At 69.5% G+C, this 19,315-nt stretch carries 11 protein-coding genes; 8 read left to right on the top strand and 3 right to left on the bottom strand.

Features of this window, described 5'->3' with window-relative positions; genetic code table 11:
* Positions 1 to 56: 56 nt before the first annotated feature.
* On the bottom strand, positions 57 to 1,457 hold the full coding sequence (locus ACFHWY_RS06945; RefSeq protein ID WP_416579252.1) for a hypothetical protein: 1,401 nt from the start codon (positions 1,455 to 1,457) through the stop codon (positions 57 to 59).
* Positions 1,458 to 1,636: 179 nt separating this feature from the next.
* Here ACFHWY_RS06945 and ACFHWY_RS06950 point away from each other — a divergent pair, with 179 nt between their 5' ends.
* From ACFHWY_RS06950 to ACFHWY_RS06970, 5 genes are all read left to right on the top strand, one after another.
* Entirely contained in the window at positions 1,637 to 2,944 is a 1,308-nt protein-coding gene (locus ACFHWY_RS06950; RefSeq protein ID WP_416579253.1) for a glycosyltransferase family 4 protein, read from the top strand.
* Complete coding sequence (locus ACFHWY_RS06955; RefSeq protein WP_416579254.1) at positions 2,941 to 4,266, top strand: lipopolysaccharide biosynthesis protein; 1,326 nt, start codon at positions 2,941 to 2,943, stop codon at positions 4,264 to 4,266. The genes ACFHWY_RS06950 and ACFHWY_RS06955 overlap by 4 nt, the downstream gene beginning before the upstream one ends.
* Before the next feature lie 192 nt (positions 4,267 to 4,458).
* Complete coding sequence (locus ACFHWY_RS06960) at positions 4,459 to 7,569, top strand: M14 family zinc carboxypeptidase (RefSeq protein WP_416579255.1); 3,111 nt, start codon at positions 4,459 to 4,461, stop codon at positions 7,567 to 7,569.
* Between the two features lie 94 nt (positions 7,570 to 7,663).
* Positions 7,664 to 8,593: an NAD(+)/NADH kinase gene (locus tag ACFHWY_RS06965; protein WP_416579256.1), complete on the top strand. Its 930-nt coding sequence runs from the start codon at positions 7,664 to 7,666 to the stop codon at positions 8,591 to 8,593.
* 199 nt (positions 8,594 to 8,792) lie between these two features.
* Positions 8,793 to 10,670 carry a polysaccharide biosynthesis protein gene (locus ACFHWY_RS06970; protein ID WP_416579257.1) on the top strand — a complete coding sequence of 626 codons (1,878 nt, stop codon included), beginning with the start codon at positions 8,793 to 8,795 and terminating at the stop codon, positions 10,668 to 10,670.
* 109 nt (positions 10,671 to 10,779) lie between these two features.
* Here ACFHWY_RS06970 and pgm read toward each other — a convergent pair whose 3' ends face one another.
* Entirely contained in the window at positions 10,780 to 12,420 is a 1,641-nt protein-coding gene (pgm, locus tag ACFHWY_RS06975) for a phosphoglucomutase (alpha-D-glucose-1,6-bisphosphate-dependent) (RefSeq protein ID WP_416579258.1), read from the bottom strand.
* A complete protein-coding gene (gene glgC, locus ACFHWY_RS06980; RefSeq protein ID WP_416579259.1) occupies positions 12,417 to 13,649 on the bottom strand; it encodes a glucose-1-phosphate adenylyltransferase in 1,233 nt (410 codons plus the stop codon). The genes pgm and glgC overlap by 4 nt, the downstream gene beginning before the upstream one ends.
* 95 nt (positions 13,650 to 13,744) lie before the next feature.
* On the opposite strand from glgC, the gene glgA reads away from it, so the two are divergent.
* Genes glgA through glgB form a run of 3 tightly spaced genes read left to right on the top strand, consistent with a single transcriptional unit; the run spans position 13,745 to position 19,167 of the window.
* A complete protein-coding gene (gene glgA, locus ACFHWY_RS06985) occupies positions 13,745 to 14,941 on the top strand; it encodes a glycogen synthase (RefSeq protein ID WP_416579260.1) in 1,197 nt (398 codons plus the stop codon).
* A 24-nt stretch (positions 14,942 to 14,965) separates the two neighbouring features.
* Positions 14,966 to 17,077, top strand: coding sequence for a maltotransferase domain-containing protein (locus ACFHWY_RS06990; RefSeq protein WP_416579261.1), 2,112 nt, complete (start codon positions 14,966 to 14,968; stop codon positions 17,075 to 17,077).
* Complete coding sequence (gene glgB, locus ACFHWY_RS06995) at positions 17,065 to 19,167, top strand: 1,4-alpha-glucan branching protein GlgB (RefSeq protein WP_416579262.1); 2,103 nt, start codon at positions 17,065 to 17,067, stop codon at positions 19,165 to 19,167. Before ACFHWY_RS06990 ends, glgB begins: the two co-directional genes overlap by 13 nt.
* Positions 19,168 to 19,315: the final 148 nt, after the last annotated feature.

The following is a 19,315-nucleotide window of genomic DNA, read 5'->3' on the forward strand; positions in this document are numbered from 1 at the left end:
AAACGAGCCAGCCATTCTCGGGAAACGTCATATGCCACAAAACGACAAGCTGGTCGTCAGCGGCGGCACCCCCTCGGCAGCCGCCCATCGACCGTCGCCGGCCCCGCGGATCCAGTGCCCGACCACGGGCTCCCGTCGTGGCCGGATGCCATCAGGCGACTCGCTCCCCAGGCCAAGGCGAACACCAAGGGCACGGCGATCAGCACCAGCAACCGCCCGCCGGTGCGCACCACGTAGGTGAAGCTGCCCACCCACACGAGATCGAACAGACCGACGGCGAGAAGGACCGTCCCGACGTAGGCGCCCACCGGGTAGGGCCCGACGAGCGGCTTCGACGAGGCCACGAGCAGGAGCCGGTCGAGGCCGCGGACCACGAGACCGGTGACCGGAATCATCAGCACCAACCCCAGCAGCCCGAAGTTGAACAGCCACTCACCGTGCCAGAGCGCCGCCTCGGAATGCCCTGTGCCAGCCAGTTCGGGCGACAGGAACACAACCAGGTCGGCGCCGAAGCCGGCCGGTTTCTCCGGCCAGGCCGCGCGGGGCACCAGGCCGACCGCCGCGTTCAGGAAAGTCTCTCCCAGCGCCGATGGCAGCAACCCCATCGCGTGCAGGTCGAGCAGTTGGGCGAATGAGTGCAGTGGGCTGACAGCCGACTCGAACCCGTCCTCCTCGACACCAGGTGACGCCGAGGCACCGCTGGCACGTAGCCCCGCGAGGAACAACAGGACCGGGCCGGCGCCGAGCAGGACGAGGGACTTCGTGAGTCGCCGGCGGTCACGGTGGGCCGACATCACCAGCAGCGCCAACGCGAGCGCACCAAGGACGATCCGGCCGAAGCCGTTGAAGAGGTAGATGAAGTAGGTCGCGAAAGCGATTCCGATGACCACTGCGCACAGCGGTAGCCAACGGCGCATCGGCCCTCGCAGCAGGCCCGTGGCAAGGAACAGGACCCCGATGAAGCCGGCCGCGTTGGCCAATGGCAGTGATCCAGAGGCCATGGACGACCCGGCCACCGCGAGTGTGAGCAGGACGGCACCACACCGCATCGCCCAGCCGGCAGTCCGGCCGTCGGCCTGCGCGGCGTCCGGCGGTAGGTCGGGTCGCCCGATTCCGCTCCAGAACAGCAGCCACGTCACCACCTGCGCGAAGTAGCAGATCGCCAGGGCGGTGAGGAGCGGCACTCCCGGAGCGTCCGACCAGGCCCACGCGACCTGGTACAAGCCACTGAAGCCGACGAAGACAGCGAACGCCAGGTGGTAGAGACCGACAGCCGTGATCCGGCTGGCACCGTCGCGCCAGAAGACCCACATCCCGAAGAGGGCTGCCAGGGCGCTCAACCCGAGGGCGCCCTGACGGGCCCAGCCAGCCGTCTGTTGACCGTCGAGGAGGAAGCACACCGCACCCGCGGCCAGCCAGGTCAAACCGACGAGCCCACGTCCCAGGACGTTCGTCACCCGTCGATTCATGCGGCGGCCATCGAATCCGCGGTAGACGTGTCGAGGCCGCCCAGATCCAACTTTCCTTATTGTGGACGCTTCGGTCGATGTCGCCATGACCGCCGATCGTAATCGTAGTTCGACCCCACAAACTATCGAACAACAAGGCCGGCGGCACAGTATGTGCGTCACCGTAGGTGGTTCGTCGTCGTTGGCGATGCGTGGCTGAAAACCCCGGAGCCCCGGCCGACGATTGCACCACCGCAGCCGCGAGCAGTGTTCACGATTCGCCTTTATCCAACCCTGGCATCCTCTCGCGAACAGCGAGCCACCACCCCGACCGACCGAACCTCCCAGCATGCCCCGCCCTGCCGTATCGCGTCCTCTTGACGAGCGACTTCTTCGAGCCGGGGTTCCGTGCCGGAGGTCCGGTCCGCTCCGTGGCAAAACTGCTGGATGACGTGTCGACAGCCATCGAGGTGACGATGGTCACGAGGGATCGGGACCTCGGTTGCCAGCAGCCTTATCCCGGGCTCTCCGGCCGGTGGTTCCGGCGCCGACAGGCTCGGATCTACTACCTTGACACGTCGAACCGCAGGCAGTTCTACACGCTGCTCCGCACGCTACGGTCCACCACGTTCGACCTCCTGTACGTGAACAGCCTCTGGGCGACCTTCGCGATTGTGCCGATCCTTGCCGCGAGGATCGGCGTATTGCGCGTGAGGCAGATTCTCATTGCGCCCAGGGGCGAGGTCGCGCCGAGCGCTCTTAAGGTGAAGAGCTTCAAGAAGTCGTTGTTCCTACGTGTGTGGCGACCGTTTCTCAGGTCGTCGAAGGTGCGCTGGCACGCCACCAGTGACCGCGAGGCACAACTGATCACCCGCGTCTTCCCCTGGGCGCAGATCGAGACCCGTCGATGCGACGTGGCTCTCCCTCCGGAGCCCATCACCCCCGTAGAGATCAACGGCCCGCTGCGGCTCGTCTTCATCGGACGGATCAGCCCGATCAAGAATGTGTCAGTGGCGATCGAGGCCCTGACCCGGATGACCCGACCGGTGATCTTCGACCTGTACGGGCCACTGGAGGATCCGGCGTACTGGGCCGGATGTCAGGACCTCGCCCGAGAGCTGCCCACACTGGTGACCCTCACCTACCGGGGCGAACTCAGGCCGCACGAGGTGCCGTCCACCTTCGCCGCTTACGACGCGTTTGTCTTCCCGACCCAGGGGGAGAACTTCGGGCACGTCATCGCGGAGAGTCTCTCCGCGTCCTGTCCGGTCGTCTGTTCGGACCAGACGCCGTGGACCTCGCTGCTACGCGCAGGTGGCGGTGTCGTGCTGGCGGAGAACACGCCGGCGGCCCTTGCCTACCATCTCGATCAACTTGCCGGGCTGACGCCGGCCGAACGACTCGCCGCGCGTCGGGCGGCCGGCGATACCTACCGGTCGTGGCGCGGTGAGGCGCGCGGCCCGAACATCCTCGACCGGATCAGGATGATCGGTTGACGGCCGGACACGTGCCGCCAACGGTCAGCGTTTCCACCCCGCCCGAGCGGTCCAACGGCACCGGGCTGCGCGCCAACACTCTCGTCGTGTCGGCGAGCAGTCTGGCCAACGGCTTACTCAACGCGGCGATGTTGGCGTACGCGGCACGGCAGGGCCAGACCGCGGAGATCGCTGCCTACAGCGTCATGACCGCAGCCCTCACCTGGGTGGCGATTCTGGTGATGGGGGGGTCGTCCCTGCTGTATGTCTCCGGAGACGAACACGAGCGTTTGGCCGCACGCAGCCAGCGCCTGCTGATCGCCCTGCCGGTGATGGCGGCCGCCACCTGCCTGATCGCCGGCCTGTACGCGGTGCAAGGCTACGCCGGTACGGCCCTGGTTGCCGCCGGCTGTGTGCTGATGCTCAACAGCCTCGCCGAGCTGCGCTACAGCGATCTGATCCGACAGCTGCGGTTCGTCGGCGTCTCCGCCGCTCTCACCGGCACCCGGGTGTTGGCCCTCGGTCTGCTGATCGTCGACGTTCCGCTGACCGCCGCCCTAGCCACGGGGGCCGCCATCTACCTGCTTCTCGTGGAGGTGCTCGCCCGCCGGGACGGCAACGGAGTACAGCCGATCTGGTCCGGGCTGTCCGGACGAGCGGCCAGGGGGGCGTTCCGGCTGAACCGCAGGCTGTTCGGACACAGCATCGGCGACGCGTTCAGCGCCCGAGCGGGGACGCTCGCGCTCTCCCTGGTCGCCAGCCCACACGTGGTGGGATGCTACGGGGCTCTGGTCAGCATCTACCAGGCGCTGGTCGCGGTCGTGTTCAGCGGTCTCCGGGTGCCGATGGCGATGCGGACCCGGCGACGCCACCGGATCGGGCCCCCGCGCCCCGTCGGACGGGAGGCCGAGATCATCTCGACGGTCGCCGCGACCGTGGTCGCGGCGGGAATCGTCGGCCTGGCACCCTGGCTTGCCACCGACGTTCTCGGTCTGGACGTCGCCGGCGCGGCGGTGTGGCTGCAACTGCTGGCGGTCGCCCTGCCGTTCGCCTCCGTGAATCGGGCCTTCGCCCTGAGCCGGATCGGTGACGGCGACTACCGCGCGGCGACCCGGACCGCCGCCGCCGTCGCCGTCATCGTCCTGGTTGGCCTTCTCGCGCAGGCCACGACACTCACGCCGACCGGAACCGCTGCGGTGGCCGGTATCGCCGAGTTGATCGTCGCGGTGGCCATCCTGACCGCAGCGGCCCGCCGCCGCATCCGTCGACCAGCGCCGGCATCTCCGGAGTCCCAGGTCGGCACCGGGCATGCTTCCCGGCCCGGTTCTGTCGGTGCCCGATGATCTCGCGACGTCGATTCCGTCCGACCTCCTGTCGGGGCCGGCACCGGTGCACGGCCGAGCCGGCGTGGGTGCGGCTAAATGCGCGGTTACCTGCACCGACCACCCGCAGCGGGACGTTACGCCAAACGTATTGACAGGCTTCATGACCGGCACAAGGCTCGCCGGAGAAGTCCTTCGATCGAAGGGGGCAGGATGAGGCGCACACCGCTGGCGATCGCCGGCGTGTTCACTCTGGTCGGCGTTCTCGCGCTGACCGCACCGGCGAGCGCACGCCCACCGTCAGAGCCGGGTGGCCGCGACGGCCTTGAGGTATACGTCGGCACTGTCGGACCGGCCGCGCTGCACCACCTGCGCGAGGCCGGTGTCGACGTCGGGCACGGCTCGACACCCGACCAGTCCGGCAGGACGGAAATCGAGACCGTGCTCAGCCGCGATCAGGCCGACCGGCTGAGCCGCAAGGGCGTCGACCTGAAGGTCAAGAAGGTGCGCGGCAGGGACGCGTCGCAGGTGCTGCGGGAGCAGACCGCGGCGGGCTGGACAGGGTTCCGGTCCTACAGCGAACCAGGCGGCATCCGTGACGAGATCACCGCGACGGCGGCGCGGCATCCGAAGCTGGCCAAGGTGCAGTCCATCGGCCGCTCGACGCAGGGCAAGCCGATCCTGGCCGTCAAGGTCACCAAGAATGCGAGGAACACGAAGGACGGCAAGCGGCCGGCGGTGCTCTATGTCGGCGCCCAGCACGCCCGAGAGTGGATCACACCGGAGATGACCCGCCGGCTGATGCACCACGTGCTGGACAACTACGGTTCCGACCGGGAGATCACCCGGCTGGTCGACACCACTGAGCTGTGGTTCATCCCGGTGGCCAACCCGGACGGCTACGACCACACCTTCACCCCCGGCAACCGGCTGTGGCGCAAGAACCTGCGCGACAACAACGGCGACGGGAAGATCACCGGCGTCGACGGTGTCGACCCCAACCGCAACTTCGGCTACAAGTGGGGCTACGACAACGAGGGATCCTCGCCGGACCCGGCCAGCGACACATACCGTGGGCCGGGCCCCAACTCGGAGCCGGAGACCAAGGCGCTGGACGCGCTCTTCAAGCGCCTGAAGTTCAAGTTCTTGGTCAACTACCACTCGGCGGCGGAGCTGCTGCTCTACGGCGTCGGCTGGCAGGTGGCCACGCCGACCCCCGACGATGTGATCTACGAGGCGCTGGCCGGCGACGACGCCAACCCGGCGGTACCCGGCTACGACCCGGACATCTCCGCCGAGTTGTACACCACCAACGGCGACACCGACACGCACGCCACGGTGCATTACGGCACCCTGGGCTTCACTCCGGAGATGTCCACCTGTCAGGCGGCGGCCGAGTCGGACCCGGACGACCAGTGGCGTCCGGAGGACTGCGCCAGCATCTTCACCTTCCCCGACGACGAGAAGCTGATCGCCGCCGAGGTGGCCAAGAACATCCCGTTCGCGCTGTCGGTGGCGAAGTCGGCGCACCAGCCGGACGAGCCGATTTCGGTCCTCGGCCGCAGCACGCCGGACTTCGTCGTCGACGACTTCGACGTGTCGTACGGCCGCAACCAGCAGGTGGCCGCGATCGCCCGGCGCTCACTGAGGAACGTCAAGCTGAACTGGACGATCAACGGAGGTCGGACGAAGTCCACCACGGTCCGTCAGTGGCGCGGCGGTGAGCGCTACGGCGACACCCACGACGACTACTACGCCGAGCTGCGCGGAAAGGTCACCGGCGCCCGGCCGGGCGACCGGGTGCAGGTCTGGTTCACCGCCGTCAAGCCCGGGAGAGGCAAGGTCAAGGTCACCAGCGAACGCTTCACCTACCGGGTACACGACGACATCGGCGGAGACGTGCTGGTGCTGGCGGTGGAGGACGTCACCGGGCTGAGCCCCACACAGGACACCGGCACCGCGAAGTACGCCGACGAGATCGCCACCGCGCTGAAGGCGGCCGGGCGCAGCAGCGACGTGTACGACTTCGACGCGATGGGGCGTACCGCCCCGCACCATCTGGGTGTGCTGTCGCACTACCGGGCGGTGGTCTGGGAAACCGGCGACGACATCATCCTGCGCGAGCCGGGCCAGGTGCCGGGCACGGTGGCGAAGGCGGCCGTGGAAATCGAGATGTCGGTCCGGGACTACCTGAACGAGGGCGGCAAGCTGCTGGTCAGCGGCAAGTACGCGCTCTACGCCCAGGCCGCCGACGGTTCGTACGGTTACCTGCCGGACGCCCCGCCGGAGTGCACGAACGCCGCCGACCCGACGTGTCTGCCACTGCTCAACGACTTCCAGCAGTACTGGCTGGGGGCATACAGCTACGTCAGCGACGGCGGCACCTCGCCCGACGGGGAGCCGTACCCGGTCGTCGGCGACGCGGGCCGGTTCGCGGGGTTCACTGCAACGCTCAACGCCGAGGGCTCCGCTGGCAACCAGGACCACACCGCGTCCTTCCTGACCACGTCGAGTTTCCTGCCGCCCGCGCAGTACCCGCAGTTCGCCAGCTCTGCTCCGGTGGGCTGGGGACGGCCGGGCGGCGCGCCGTTCGACCCGCGTACCGGTGACTGGTACCTGTTCAGCGGGCAGGCCGACGAGTCGTACAAGCGGCTGACCCGGACCGTGGACCTGACCGGGGCTGACAGCGGCGGGCTGCGATTCTTCACCTCGTTCGACATCGAGACGAACTGGGACTTCATGATCGTCGAGGCGCACGAGGTGGGCACCGACGACTGGACCACGCTGCCCGACACGGGCGGCCTGACATCGCGGGAGACAGGGGACAGCTGCGCCTCCGGCTGGGTGGAGCAGCTGCACCCGTTCCTCGCGCACTACCAGGGCGCGGACTGCTCACCGACCGGCACCACCGGTGAATGGCACGCGGCCACCGGCACATCCAACGGCTGGAAGGAGTTCGTGGCCGACCTGTCGGCGTACGCGGGCAAGCAGGTGGAGGTCTCCATCACCTACGCCACCGACTGGGCCACCCAGAACCTCGGGGTGTTCCTGGATGACCCTCGGGTCGTCGTCGACGGGGCCACGGTCGCCGAGACGTCGTTCGAGACGGACCTCGGTGGCTGGGCGGTGGCCGGTGCCCCGGCAGGCTCCGGCCCGGCGGCCAACGACTGGTCGCGCAGCCAGCAGGCGTTCGAGGAGGGCTCGGTGGTGGTCACCGGGGACAGCGTCTATCTGGGCTTCGGGCTCGAAGGGCTGGCCCCGGCCGCCCGGGACGAGCTGGTCGCCCGATCGCTGACCCACCTGACCGGCCGCCCGCGCCAGTAGCGGTGGTCGAAGGCGCGCCGGCGGTCGGGACACCGCCGGCGCGCCTTGCCGCGTACCGCCGTGTGACCGGCTCGGACTGTGGTGAGCTGGGGATATGGACCGGATCCGGCTCGGGCTTGTGCTGCACCCCACCCGGGACGTGACCCCGGTGGTGGACACCATCGCGGCTTGGGCCGCCCGGCACGACGCCACCCTCGCGGTACGTGCCAAGGATCGGCACCGGGTGCCCGAGTCGGTCCGGGTGGTGCCGGATGACCAGCTCGCCGGCCGGTCGGACGTGCTGGTCAGCATCGGTGGGGACGGCACCATGCTGAGCGCGCTGCGGATGGCCGTGAACGACCCGAAGCCGGTCCTCGGCGTACACCTGGGGAAGTTGGGGTTTCTGTTGGAGGTGGAGCCGCCGGAGTTGCCGGCGGCGCTGGACCGGCTGCGCACCGGGGACTACACCGTCGAGGTACACAGCTGCCTGGCCTGCGACGTGTGCGGCGACGACGTGGTCGCGTTCAACGACATCGTGCTGATCCGCCGTCCCGGGCAGGGCTTTGTCAACGCCACCCTGGCGGTGGACGGGCAGCAGTACGGCTACTACCGTTGTGACGCGCTGGTGGTGAGCACTCCCACCGGATCCACCGCCTACAGTTACGCTGCGGGCGGGCCGTTGATCTCCCCCGCGACCGGGGCGGTGGTGGTGACCCCGAGCGCGCCGATGTCCGGCATTTCCCGGTCGGTGGTGCTCTCCCCTGGGGAGCAGGTGCGGTTGGAGCTGCGCCCCGGGTCGGGACCGGTCGCGGTCGAGGTGGACGGGCTGGTCATCCGGGAGGACTCCACGTCGGGCGCGGTGGACATCAGCTACCGTCACGACGCCGGTCTGGTGGTCCGCCTCGATCCGCGCCGCTACCAGGAACGCAGCCAGCTCAAGCTGAGCCTGCTGGATCTGCCGTTGCTGCCCGAGCAGCTGCGCGAGCTGCTCCCCGAGGGCCTACGCCGCCAACTCGGCCGCCGCGAACTGCCGCCCCTGCGTTGAGCCACCAATACAGAGATGAAGGCTTTACCGAAAGCGGCGCGGCTTGCCGATAGGCCGAAAACAGAACCAGACGACCGGCCACAGAAATGTGAAAACCGGAATAGCAGGGTCATGGTTCCGCTAAGCATTTAGCGGGACGTGCGTGGCCCCTGACCTGACCTGGGTCACTGCCGGCCACGGACAGGACAGGGAGTCGTAAATGCCGCCGGAAATGCAGCGGGTTCAGTCAACGACATCAACAGCCGCCGGCCGTGGCAGGGTCAGCCGTCGTCGTACCGCCATCTTTCTTGCCGCCGACGCCCTAGCCTGGGTCGGGGGGTTCACGGTCGCCGGTTGGGCGAGATACGAACAGGGGCTCACCATTGGTCAGGCGGTGAACGCGGTGCTGCTCGGTGGCGCGGCCGCCGTGCTACATGTCGGCGTGAGCGCTCTGCGCCGGGTCCACTCCGGCCGCCAGCCACTGGGAACCATCGATGAAGTTCGTGGTCTCGCCGGCACCACCTGCACCACGGCGGCGGTGATCCTGATAACTCTTCTCACGCTCGACGACCGCCCGATACCCGCTAGCAGCCCGGTGATCGGTGGCGCACTTGCGCTGCTGCTGATGCTCACCTTCCGGCTGCTACATCGACACCGGCGGGACCGCGCCATGCGTCCTGACGCCCGTTCCGCCATCCCGGTGCTGCTCTTCGGCCTCGGCGAGGCCGGCCAGGGCCTGGTGCGCGCGATGCTCAGCGACCCGAAGGGCCGCTACCTGCCCGTCGGTGCGCTCGATGACGACCCGGACAAGCGTGACCTGCGCATAGCCGGAGTCCCGGTGCTCGGCGGCCGGCACCACCTCGTCGACGCGATCCGCCGCACCGGGGCGACCACCGTGATCTTCGCCGTGGCGAACGCCGACGCCACGCTGATCCGTGAGATCCGGGAGGCGACCCTCCGAGCCGGCGCGGCATTCAAGATCCTCCCGCCGGTTCGAGAACTGGTGGATCATCGGATCTCGGTCAGCGACGTGCGCGACGTCCACGTCAGCGACCTGCTCGGTCGACGCCAGGTGGTCGGCGACCTGACCCTGGACGACAACGGACTCACCGGCCGGCGCGTGCTGGTCACCGGGGCAGGTGGCTCGATCGGCTCGGAACTGTGCCGGCAGATCATGCGCGCCAATCCGGCTGAGCTGATGATGCTGGACCGCGACGAGTCGGCGCTGCACAGCCTCCAGATGTCACTCACCGGACGTGCGCTGTTGGACGGCCCCGAGCTGATCCTCGCCGATCTTCGCGACGACGAAGGTGTCCGACGCATCATGCGGCAACGGCGTCCCGAGATCGTCTTCCACGCCGCGGCGCTGAAACACCTGACGCTACTGGAACGCCATCCGGGTGAGGCGGTGAAGACCAACGTCTGGGGTACCCTCGCCGTCCTGGACGCCTGCCGGGATGTCGCCCGGTTCGTCAACATCTCCACCGACAAGGCCGCCGACCCGATCAGCGTCCTGGGCTACTCCAAGCGCATCACCGAGATGCTGACCGCGCACGCCGCGGCGACCTGTCCGGGCACCTTCCTCAGTGTTCGGTTCGGCAACGTGCTGAGTAGTCGGGGTTCGGTGGTGACCGCCTTCCAGCGGCAGATCGAGGCGGGGCAGCCGGTGACCGTCACCCACCCCGAGGTGACGCGATACCTGATGACCGTGCAGGAGGCGGTGCACCTGGTCCTCCAGGCGGCAAGCATCGGGGGCGACGGTGAGGCCTTGGTACTCGAGATGGGCGAGCCGGTACGCATCGACGAACTTGCCCGCCGGATGGTCGCGCAGGCGGCCAGCCAGGTCCCGATCGTCTACACGGGCCTGCGGCCCGGTGAGAAGCTGCACGAGGCCCTGCTCGGTCGGGGGGAGAAAGACCACCGGCCGCTGCACCCGCTCATCTCGCACGTGACCGTGCCTGTGCTGGACCCGTTGGAGGTCGGCGGGCTGGATCCGTTCGACGAGCCGGCCAAAGTCATCGATCAGTTGGCCCGGCTCTGCGGCAGCCTGCCCGGTCCGCTTCCCGAGCCCCGCACGGGCGTACCGCTGGCCCGCTGACAGCGCCGCGACGGGCCGACGCGGCACTCCGCGTCGGCCCGGTCACGCTCGGCGGATGTCAAGCAGGGGCCCCTGCTCTACCTCAGGCGTCAGGAAGGGGCCCTTCCTCTCACCCGAGGACGCCGGTGACGAGGGACTGCGCTTCCTGCTGGATGCGGGCGAGGTGCTCCGGCCCCTGGAACGACTCGGCGTAAATCTTGTAGACGTCCTCGGTCCCGGAGGGGCGGGCGGCGAACCAGCCGCTCTTCGTGGTGACCTTGAGCCCGCCGATCGGCGCGCCGTTGCCGGGGGCGGTGGTGAGCGTCATGGTGATCGGCTCGCCGGCCAACTCGGTCGCCGTCACCTGCTCGGGCGAGAGCTTGCCGAGCACGGCCTTCTGCTCACGGGTGGCCGGGGCGTCGATCCGGGCGTACGCGGGTGCGCCGAAGCGCTCGGCCAACCCGGTCCAGTGCTCGCTCGGGGTGCGCCCCGTCACCCCGATGATCTCGGCGGCGAGCAGGCAGAGCAGGATGCCGTCCTTGTCGGTGGTCCAGGTGCCGCCGTCGCGGCGCAGGAAGGACGCGCCGGCGCTCTCCTCGCCGCCGAAGCCGACCGCGCCGTCGAGCAGCCCGGGCACGAACCACTTGAAGCCCACCGGCACCTCCAGCAGCGGACGCCCGAGGTCCGCGGCGACCCGGTCGATCATCGAGGAGGAGACCAGGGTCTTGCCGACCGCGGCGTCCGGCCCCCACGCACTGCGGGTACGGAACAGGTGGGCGATCGCCACGGCCAGATAGTGGTTCGGGTTCATCAGCCCGCCGTCGGGAGTGACGATGCCGTGCCGGTCGGCGTCGGCGTCGTTTCCGGTGGCCACCTGGTAGTCGGCGCGCCTGGCGATCAGCGAGGCCATCGCGTTCGGCGAGGAGCAGTCCATCCGGATCTTGCCGTCGCCATCGAGGGTCATGAACCGCCAGGTCGGGTCGACGGTCGGGTTGACCACCGTCAGGTCGAGCCGGTGCCGCTGGGCGATCTCGCCCCAGTAGTCGACGCTGGCGCCACCGAGTGGGTCAGCGCCGATGCGGACCCCGGCGGCGCGGATCGCCTCGATGTCGAGAACGGCCGGCAGGTCGTCGGCGTAACGGCCGAGGAAGTCGTACGTGTCGGTGGTGTCGGCGGCCCGGGCTCGCGCGTACGGCACGCGGCGCACCTCCTTGAGCCCGGCGGCGAGGATCGTGTTCGCGCGGTCCTGGATCCACCTCGTGACGTCGGAGTCGGCCGGTCCTCCGTGGGTGGGGTTGTACTTGAATCCGCCGTCGTCCGGCGGGTTGTGCGACGGGGTGATCACTATGCCGTCGGCCAGGCCGGCGGTGCGGCCCCGGTTGTGGCCGAGGATGGCGTGCGAGACCGCCGGGGTGGGGGTGCAGCCGTCACGGCTGTCCAGCAGCACGGTGACGTCGTTGGCGGCGAGCACCTCCACAGCGTCCACAGTGGCCGGCACGGAGAGCGCGTGCGTGTCCCGGCCGAGGAACAGCGGGCCGTCGACGCCCTGCTCCCGCCGGTAGTCGCAGAGCGCCTGGGTGACCGCGAGGATGTGGTCGGAGTTGAAACCGTTGCGCAGGCTCGACCCGCGGTGACCTGAGGTGCCGAAGGAGACCTGCTGCGCCGGGTCGGCCGGGTCGGGGTGCTCGGCGTAGTAGGCGGTCACCAGCCGCGGTACGTCGACCAGGTCGGTGGGCTCGGCCGGCTGCCCGGCGCGGGGGTGACCGCTCATAGTTCCACCTTCTGTCCCTTGCCGATGACCACGATGCCGTTCTCGGAGACGGTGTAGCGCTGCCGGTCCCGTTCCAGGTCCACGCCGATCTCGGCCCCCTCGGGCACTTGGACGTTCTTGTCCAGGATGGCCCGACGGACCACGGCGTGCCGGCCGATGTCGACGCCCTCCATCAGTACCGAGCCGTCCACGTGCGCCCAGGAGTGGACCTTCACCTTCGGTGACACGATCGAGTTCTCCACCAGCGAGCCGGAGATCACCGCGCCGGGCGAGACCATCGAGGCGACCGCCCGGCCGACCCGCTCGCCCCACTGGTGCACGAACTTGGCTGGCGGGAACGGCGGCTGCTCGGTGTAGATCGGCCAGTCGAAGTTGTAGAGGTTGAACACCGGGTGGACGTTGATCAGATCCATGTGGGCCTCGTAGAAGGAGTCGAGGGTCCCCACGTCCCGCCAGTAACCGCGGTCCCGGTCGGTGCTGCCCGGCACGTCGTTGTCGCGGAAGTCGTAGACGTTCGCCTCACCGCGCTCGACCAGCGCCGGGATGATGCTACCGCCCATGTCGTGCTTGCTGGTCTTGTCCTCCGCGTCGTGCTCGACGGCGTCGACCAGGGCCCGGGTGGTGAAGACGTAGTTGCCCATCGAGGCGTAGATCTCGTCGGGCGCGTCGGGCAGGCCCACCGCGTCGGTGGGCTTCTCGCGGAAGGCCCGGATCCGCCGGCCGTCCTCGCCGACCTCGATGACACCGAACTGGTCGGCGGTGGACAGCGGCTGCCGGATGCCCGCCACCGTGACCGAGGCGCCGGAGGCGATGTGGTCCTCCACCATCTGCTGGGGGTTCATCCGGTAGATGTGGTCGGCGCCGAAGACGATCACGTAGTCGGGCTGCTCGTCGTAGATCAGGTTGAAGCTCTGGTAGATCGCGTCGGCCGACCCGGCGAACCACCAGGGGCCACGGCGCTGCTGCGCGGGCACCGGGGTGACGTAGTTGCCCAGCAGGGTCGACATCCGCCAGGTCTTGGTGATGTGCCGGTCGAGGGAGTGGGATTTGTACTGGGTCAACACGACGATCTTCAGATAGCCGGCGTTGGCCAGGTTGGAGAGGACGAAGTCGACCATGCGGTACATCCCGCCGAACGGGACGGCCGGCTTGGCCCGGTCCGTGGTCAGCGGCATCAGGCGCTTGCCCTCTCCTCCGGCCAGGACGATCGCGAGCACCTTGGCAGCCATGAACAGACGCTATCCATACCCGTGCCGGTTCACCACTCGTACGGGCACAGTTCCGCAGCCGGTGCGGTGCTCGGTTCTGCACTAGGGTGCCGGACATGACCGACTCCGCCCCGCTACGCGTCGACCTGCTCACTCGCGAATACCCGCCGGAGGTCTACGGCGGTGCCGGGGTGCATGTCGAGTACCTGGCTCGGGAGCTGCGCCGGATCGCCCACGTACGGGTGCACTGCTTCGGCGCGCCGCGCACCGAGCCGGGGGTGCGGGCGTACGCCGAGCCGGCGGCCCTGGCCGGCGCGAACGCCGCGCTGCGGACGATGGGGGTGGACCTGGAGATGGCTTCCGGATGCGCCGACGCGGACGTGGTGCACAGCCACACCTGGTACGCCAATCTGGCCGGGCACACCGCGAAACTGCTGCACGGGGTGCCGCACGTGGTGACGGCGCACAGCCTGGAGCCGCTGCGGCCGTGGAAGGCCGAGCAGCTCGGTGGGGGCTACGCGCTCTCCTCGTGGTGTGAGCGCACGGCGTACGAGTCGGCTGACGCGATCGTGGCGGTCAGCGCGGGGATGCGCCGAGACGTGCTGACCGCGTATCCGGCGATCGATCCGGACCGGGTGCACGTGATCTACAACGGCATCGACACCGTGCAGTACGCGCCGGACCCGGGCACCGACGTGCTGGTGCGGCTCGGCATCGACCCGGCCCTGCCCAGCGTGGTCTACGTCGGGCGGATCACCCGGCAGAAGGGGCTGCCGCACCTGCTGCGCGCCGCCCGCGAGCTGCCGCCGGACACCCAGTTGGTGCTGCTGGCCGGGGCGCCGGACACCCCTGAGATCGCCGCCGAGGTGCAGGGCCTGGTCGCCGAACTGCTGGCGACCCGCTCCGGCGTGGTCTGGGTGGCGGAAATGCTGCCCAAGTCCGAGGTGATCCAGGTGCTGACCCACGCGACGATCTTCGTCTGCCCGTCGGTGTACGAGCCGATGGGCATCGTCAATCTGGAGGCGATGGCCTGCGAGACGGCGGTGGTGGCCACCGCCACCGGCGGCATTCCGGAGGTGGTCGCCGATGGCGAGACCGGCCTGCTGGTCCCGATCGAGCAGTCGGCCGACAGCGCGCCGCTGGACCCGTCTCGCTTCGAGGCCGACCTGGCGGCCCGGCTGAACGAGTTGCTGGCCGCCCCGGAACGCGCCGCCTCACTCGGCCGGGCGGGCCGGCACCGCGCCGTCGTGCACTTCTCCTGGGACGCCGTCGCCGACCGCACCGTCGAGCTCTACCGTGCGCTGCTCAGGTAGGGCAGGACGCAGTAGGTTGAACCGGTGAGCGGACGGTTCCCGATCGAAGACGTCTCCCCCGCCGTCTCCTGCGGTCGCTACCCGGCCCGCGCGGTCGTCGGCGAGCTGGTGCCGGTGTCGGCGCGCGCCTACCGCGAGGGGCACGACGCGCTCGGCTGCGACGTGGTGTGGCTCGGCCCCGACGGGTTGGCCCGCCCGTTCACCCGGATGCGGCCGGGTGAACCCGGGCAGGACCGGTGGCACGCCACCGTCGCACCGGACGCGGTCGGCGAGTGGAGGTTCACCGTTGAGGCGTTCAGTGACCCGTACCTGACCTGGCACAACGCGGTGACCAAGAAGATCGCCGCCGGCCAGGGCGCGGTGGATCTGGCCAACGACCTGGCCGACGGAGTACGCGTGCTGCGCGCCGCAGCCAAGCTGGTGCCGGCGGCGCAGCGGCGCCGGGTCGACCGGGCGGTGAAGGCGCTGCGCGACGGCGTCCGACCGTTACCCGAACGGGTGAGTCCGGCGCTGGAGCTGACGGAGCTGCTCTGGGAGCATCCCGTGCGGGAGCTGGTCACCACCGGCGAGGAGTACCGCATCTGGGTGGACCGTCCCCGCGCTCTGTTCTCCGCCTGGTACGAATTCTTCCCCCGCTCGGAGGGGGCGATCCCGGCCACGGTCGACGCGCCGGCCCGTTCGGGCACCTTCACCACCGCCGCCGAGCGGTTGCCCGCGGTGGCCGCGATGGGGTTCGACGTGCTCTACCTGCCGCCGATCCACCCGATCGGCCGGGTCAACCGCAAGGGACCCAACAACAGCCTGGTCGCCGGGCCGGACGACGTGGGTTCACCGTGGGCGATCGGCGCCGAGGAGGGCGGGCACGACGCCATCCACCCGGACCTGGGTACGCCGGAGGACTTCCGGGATTTTGTCGCCGCCGCCGCCGGGCACGGCCTGGAGGTGGCGATGGACCTGGCGTTGCAGTGCGCGCCGGACCACCCCTGGGTCAGCGAGCACCCGGAGTGGTTCACCACCCGGGCCGACGGCAGCATCGGGTACGCGGAGAACCCGCCGAAGAAGTACCAGGACATCTACCCGCTGAACTTCGACAACGACCCCGAGGGCATCCGCGCCGAGATGCTGCGGGTGGTGCTGCACTGGGTCGGCGAGGGCGTGAAGATCTTCCGCGTGGACAACCCGCACACCAAGCCGGTCGACTTCTGGCACTGGCTGATCCGCGAGGTCAAGAAGGTAGACCCGGACGTGCTCTTGCTCGCCGAGGCGTTCACCCGGCCGGCGATGATGCACGGTCTGGCCAAGGTCGGGTTCACCCAGTCGTACACGTACTTCACCTGGCGGACCTCGGCGGCGCAGATGCGTGAGTACTGCGTGGAGCTGGTCGCGGCGGCAGACTACATGCGGCCGAACTTCTGGCCCAACACCCCCGACATCCTCCACTACGCGCTGCAGCACGGCGGCCCGCCGATGTTCAAGATCCGGGCGGTGCTGGCCGCGCTGCTCTCCCCCTCCTGGGGCATGTACGCCGGCTACGAGCTGTTCGAGCACGTCGCCCGCCCCGGCGCCGAGGAGTACCTGGACAACGAGAAGTACCAGCTGCGCCCCCGGGACTGGGCCGGCGCGCTGGCGCGGGGGCGCTCGCTGGCGCCGTTCGTCACCACGCTCAACCGGGTCCGCCGGGACAATCCGGCCCTGCACCGACTGCGGAACCTGGTCTTCCACGACATCGACAACCCGGCGCTGCTGTGCTGGTCCAAGCGCGACCAGGAGACCGGCAACACGGTGCTGGTGATCTGCTCGTTCGACTCGCACACCGTGCAGTGGGGCAACACCACACTGGACATGCCGGCGCTGGGCCTGGACTGGCACGACCGGTTCACCGTGCACGACGAGCTGACCGGCGCCAGTTACGACTGGGGGCAGCGCAACGCGGTTCGACTCGACCCTTACCTGCAACCCGCGCACGTACTCACCCTGCGCCGCCCGGCCGCGCCCGGGCCGGCAGACGTCGGGTCGCCGGGTCAGGCCGGCTCCGAACCGTTCACCCTGACCGTCCAGGACGTGCCCGCCGACCTGTTGGGCGCAACCGCACCGACCGCTCCCGCCCAGAAGGACAACGCCCGATGGACCAGCTGATCTCCGGGGAGATCCACGACCCGCACGCCGTGCTCGGCGCGCACCCGGCCGACGGGCGTACGGTGATCCGCACCCTGCGCCGGGGCGCCGACGACGTGAGCGTTCTGGTGGGCGACGAGCGGCATCCGATGAAGCGGGTACACGACGTCGGGGTCTTCGAGACGACCGTCCCCGGCGACGTGCTCGACTACCGGGTCGATGTGGACGGCCGGCTGGACGACGACCCGTACCGGCACCCGCCGGTCCTCGGTGACCTGGACCTGCACCTGATCGGCGAGGGCCGGCACGAGCGGCTGTGGGAGGCGCTCGGCGCCCGGGTCCTCGGTGACGGGGTCGCGTTCGCGGTGTGGGCGCCCAACGCCCGGGGTGTGCGGGTCGTCGGCGACTTCACCGGTTGGGCACCCGACGACGGTTGGCCGATGCGCTCGCTCGGCTCGACCGGGGTGTGGGAGATCTTCGTACCGGGGGCGTCGGCCGGCAGTCGGTACAAGTACCGGATTCTCGGCGGCGACGGGTACTGGCGGGACAAGGCCGACCCGCTCGCGGCGTACGCGGAGGTGGCGCCGGCCAACGCCTCGGTGGTGCACCGCTCGACGTACCGGTGGGGTGACGGCGACTGGCTGGCCCAGCGGTCGCAGCGGCAGCCGCACCAGGAGCCGATGAGCGTGTACGAGGTGCACCTCGGCTCGTGGCGGCCCGGCCTGGGCTACCGGGAGCTGGCCGAGCAGTTGACCGCGTACGTGACGGAGCTGGGCTTCACCCACGTGGAGTTCCTGCCGGTGATGGAGCACCCGTTCGGTGGCTCCTGGGGCTACCAGGTCACCGGCTACTACGCCCCGACGGCCCGGTTCGGCAACCCCGACGACTTCCGGTACCTGGTGGATCGGCTGCACGTCGCCGGCATCGGGGTGATCCTGGACTGGGTGCCGGCGCACTTCCCGAAGGACGACTGGGCCCTGGCCCGCTTCGACGGCACCCCGCTCTACGAGCATCCCGACCCGCGCCGGGGCGAGCACCCGGACTGGGGCACCTACGTCTTCGACTTCGGCCGCCGGGAGGTGCGAAACTTCCTAGTCGCCAACGCGCTCTACTGGTTCGACGAGTTCCACGTCGACGGACTGCGGGTCGACGCGGTCGCCTCGATGCTCTACCTGGACTACTCCCGGCAGGATGGGCAGTGGGCGCCGAACGTGCACGGCGGCCGGGAGAATCTGGAGGCCATCGCCTTCATGCAGGAGGTCAACGCGACGGTCTACAAGCAGCATGCCGGGGTGGTGATGATCGCCGAGGAGTCGACGGCGTGGCCGGGAGTCACCCGGTCGACCGGCGACGGCGGGCTGGGCTTCGGGTTCAAGTGGAACATGGGCTGGATGCACGACACTCTGCTCTACACCTCGAAAGACCCGATCTACCGGCAGCACCACCACCATCAGCTCACCTTCTCCCTGGCGTACGCCTGGAGCGAGAACTACGCGCTGCCGATCAGCCACGACGAGGTGGTGCACGGCAAGGGTTCGCTGCTGGCCAAGATGCCCGGCGACATGTGGCAACGGCTGGCCAACGTGCGCGTGCTGTTGGCGTACATGTGGGCGCACCCGGGCAAGCAGCTGCTCTTCATGGGCTGCGAGCTGGCCGACGACCGCGAGTGGAGCGAGGAGCGCGGCCTCGACTGGTACCTCCTGAACGACCCGGCGCGGGCCGGCGTGCAACGCCTCGTCGCCGACCTGAACCGGGTCTACCGGGACACTCCCGCGCTGTGGGCGCAGGACACCGCGCCGGCCGGGTTCCGCTGGCTGGCCGGTGACGACGTCGCCAACAACGCCATCTCGTTCGTCCGGATCGCGCCCGACGGGGCGACCCTGGTCTGTGTCGCCAACTTCTCCGCGCAGCCGCTGGACGACTACCGGGTCGGCCTTCCGGCCGCCGGCGCCTGGGCGGAGGTGCTCAACACCGACGCCCACCACTACGGCGGCTCCGGCGTCGGCAACCTCGGCATCGTGCACGCCGAGGACATTGCCTGGCATGGCCTGCCCGCGTCCGCCGCGCTGCGCGTTCCGCCGCTGGGCGCCCTCTGGCTCCACCGGAGGTGAACGGGCGGGCCCGGGCCCCCGCGATCCACCAATATCACTTTTAGTCCGTTTTGCGTAACTACTAGGGCTATGCCCCGTTATGCCGATTATGGCGCGAGGGCGGGGTGGGCCATGGTCCGGACGCGAGGGACACTCCTCCGCTCGTCCA

The organism is Micromonospora sp. LOL_024 (genome assembly GCF_048060415.1).
GTDB lineage: Bacteria > Actinomycetota > Actinomycetes > Mycobacteriales > Micromonosporaceae > Micromonospora.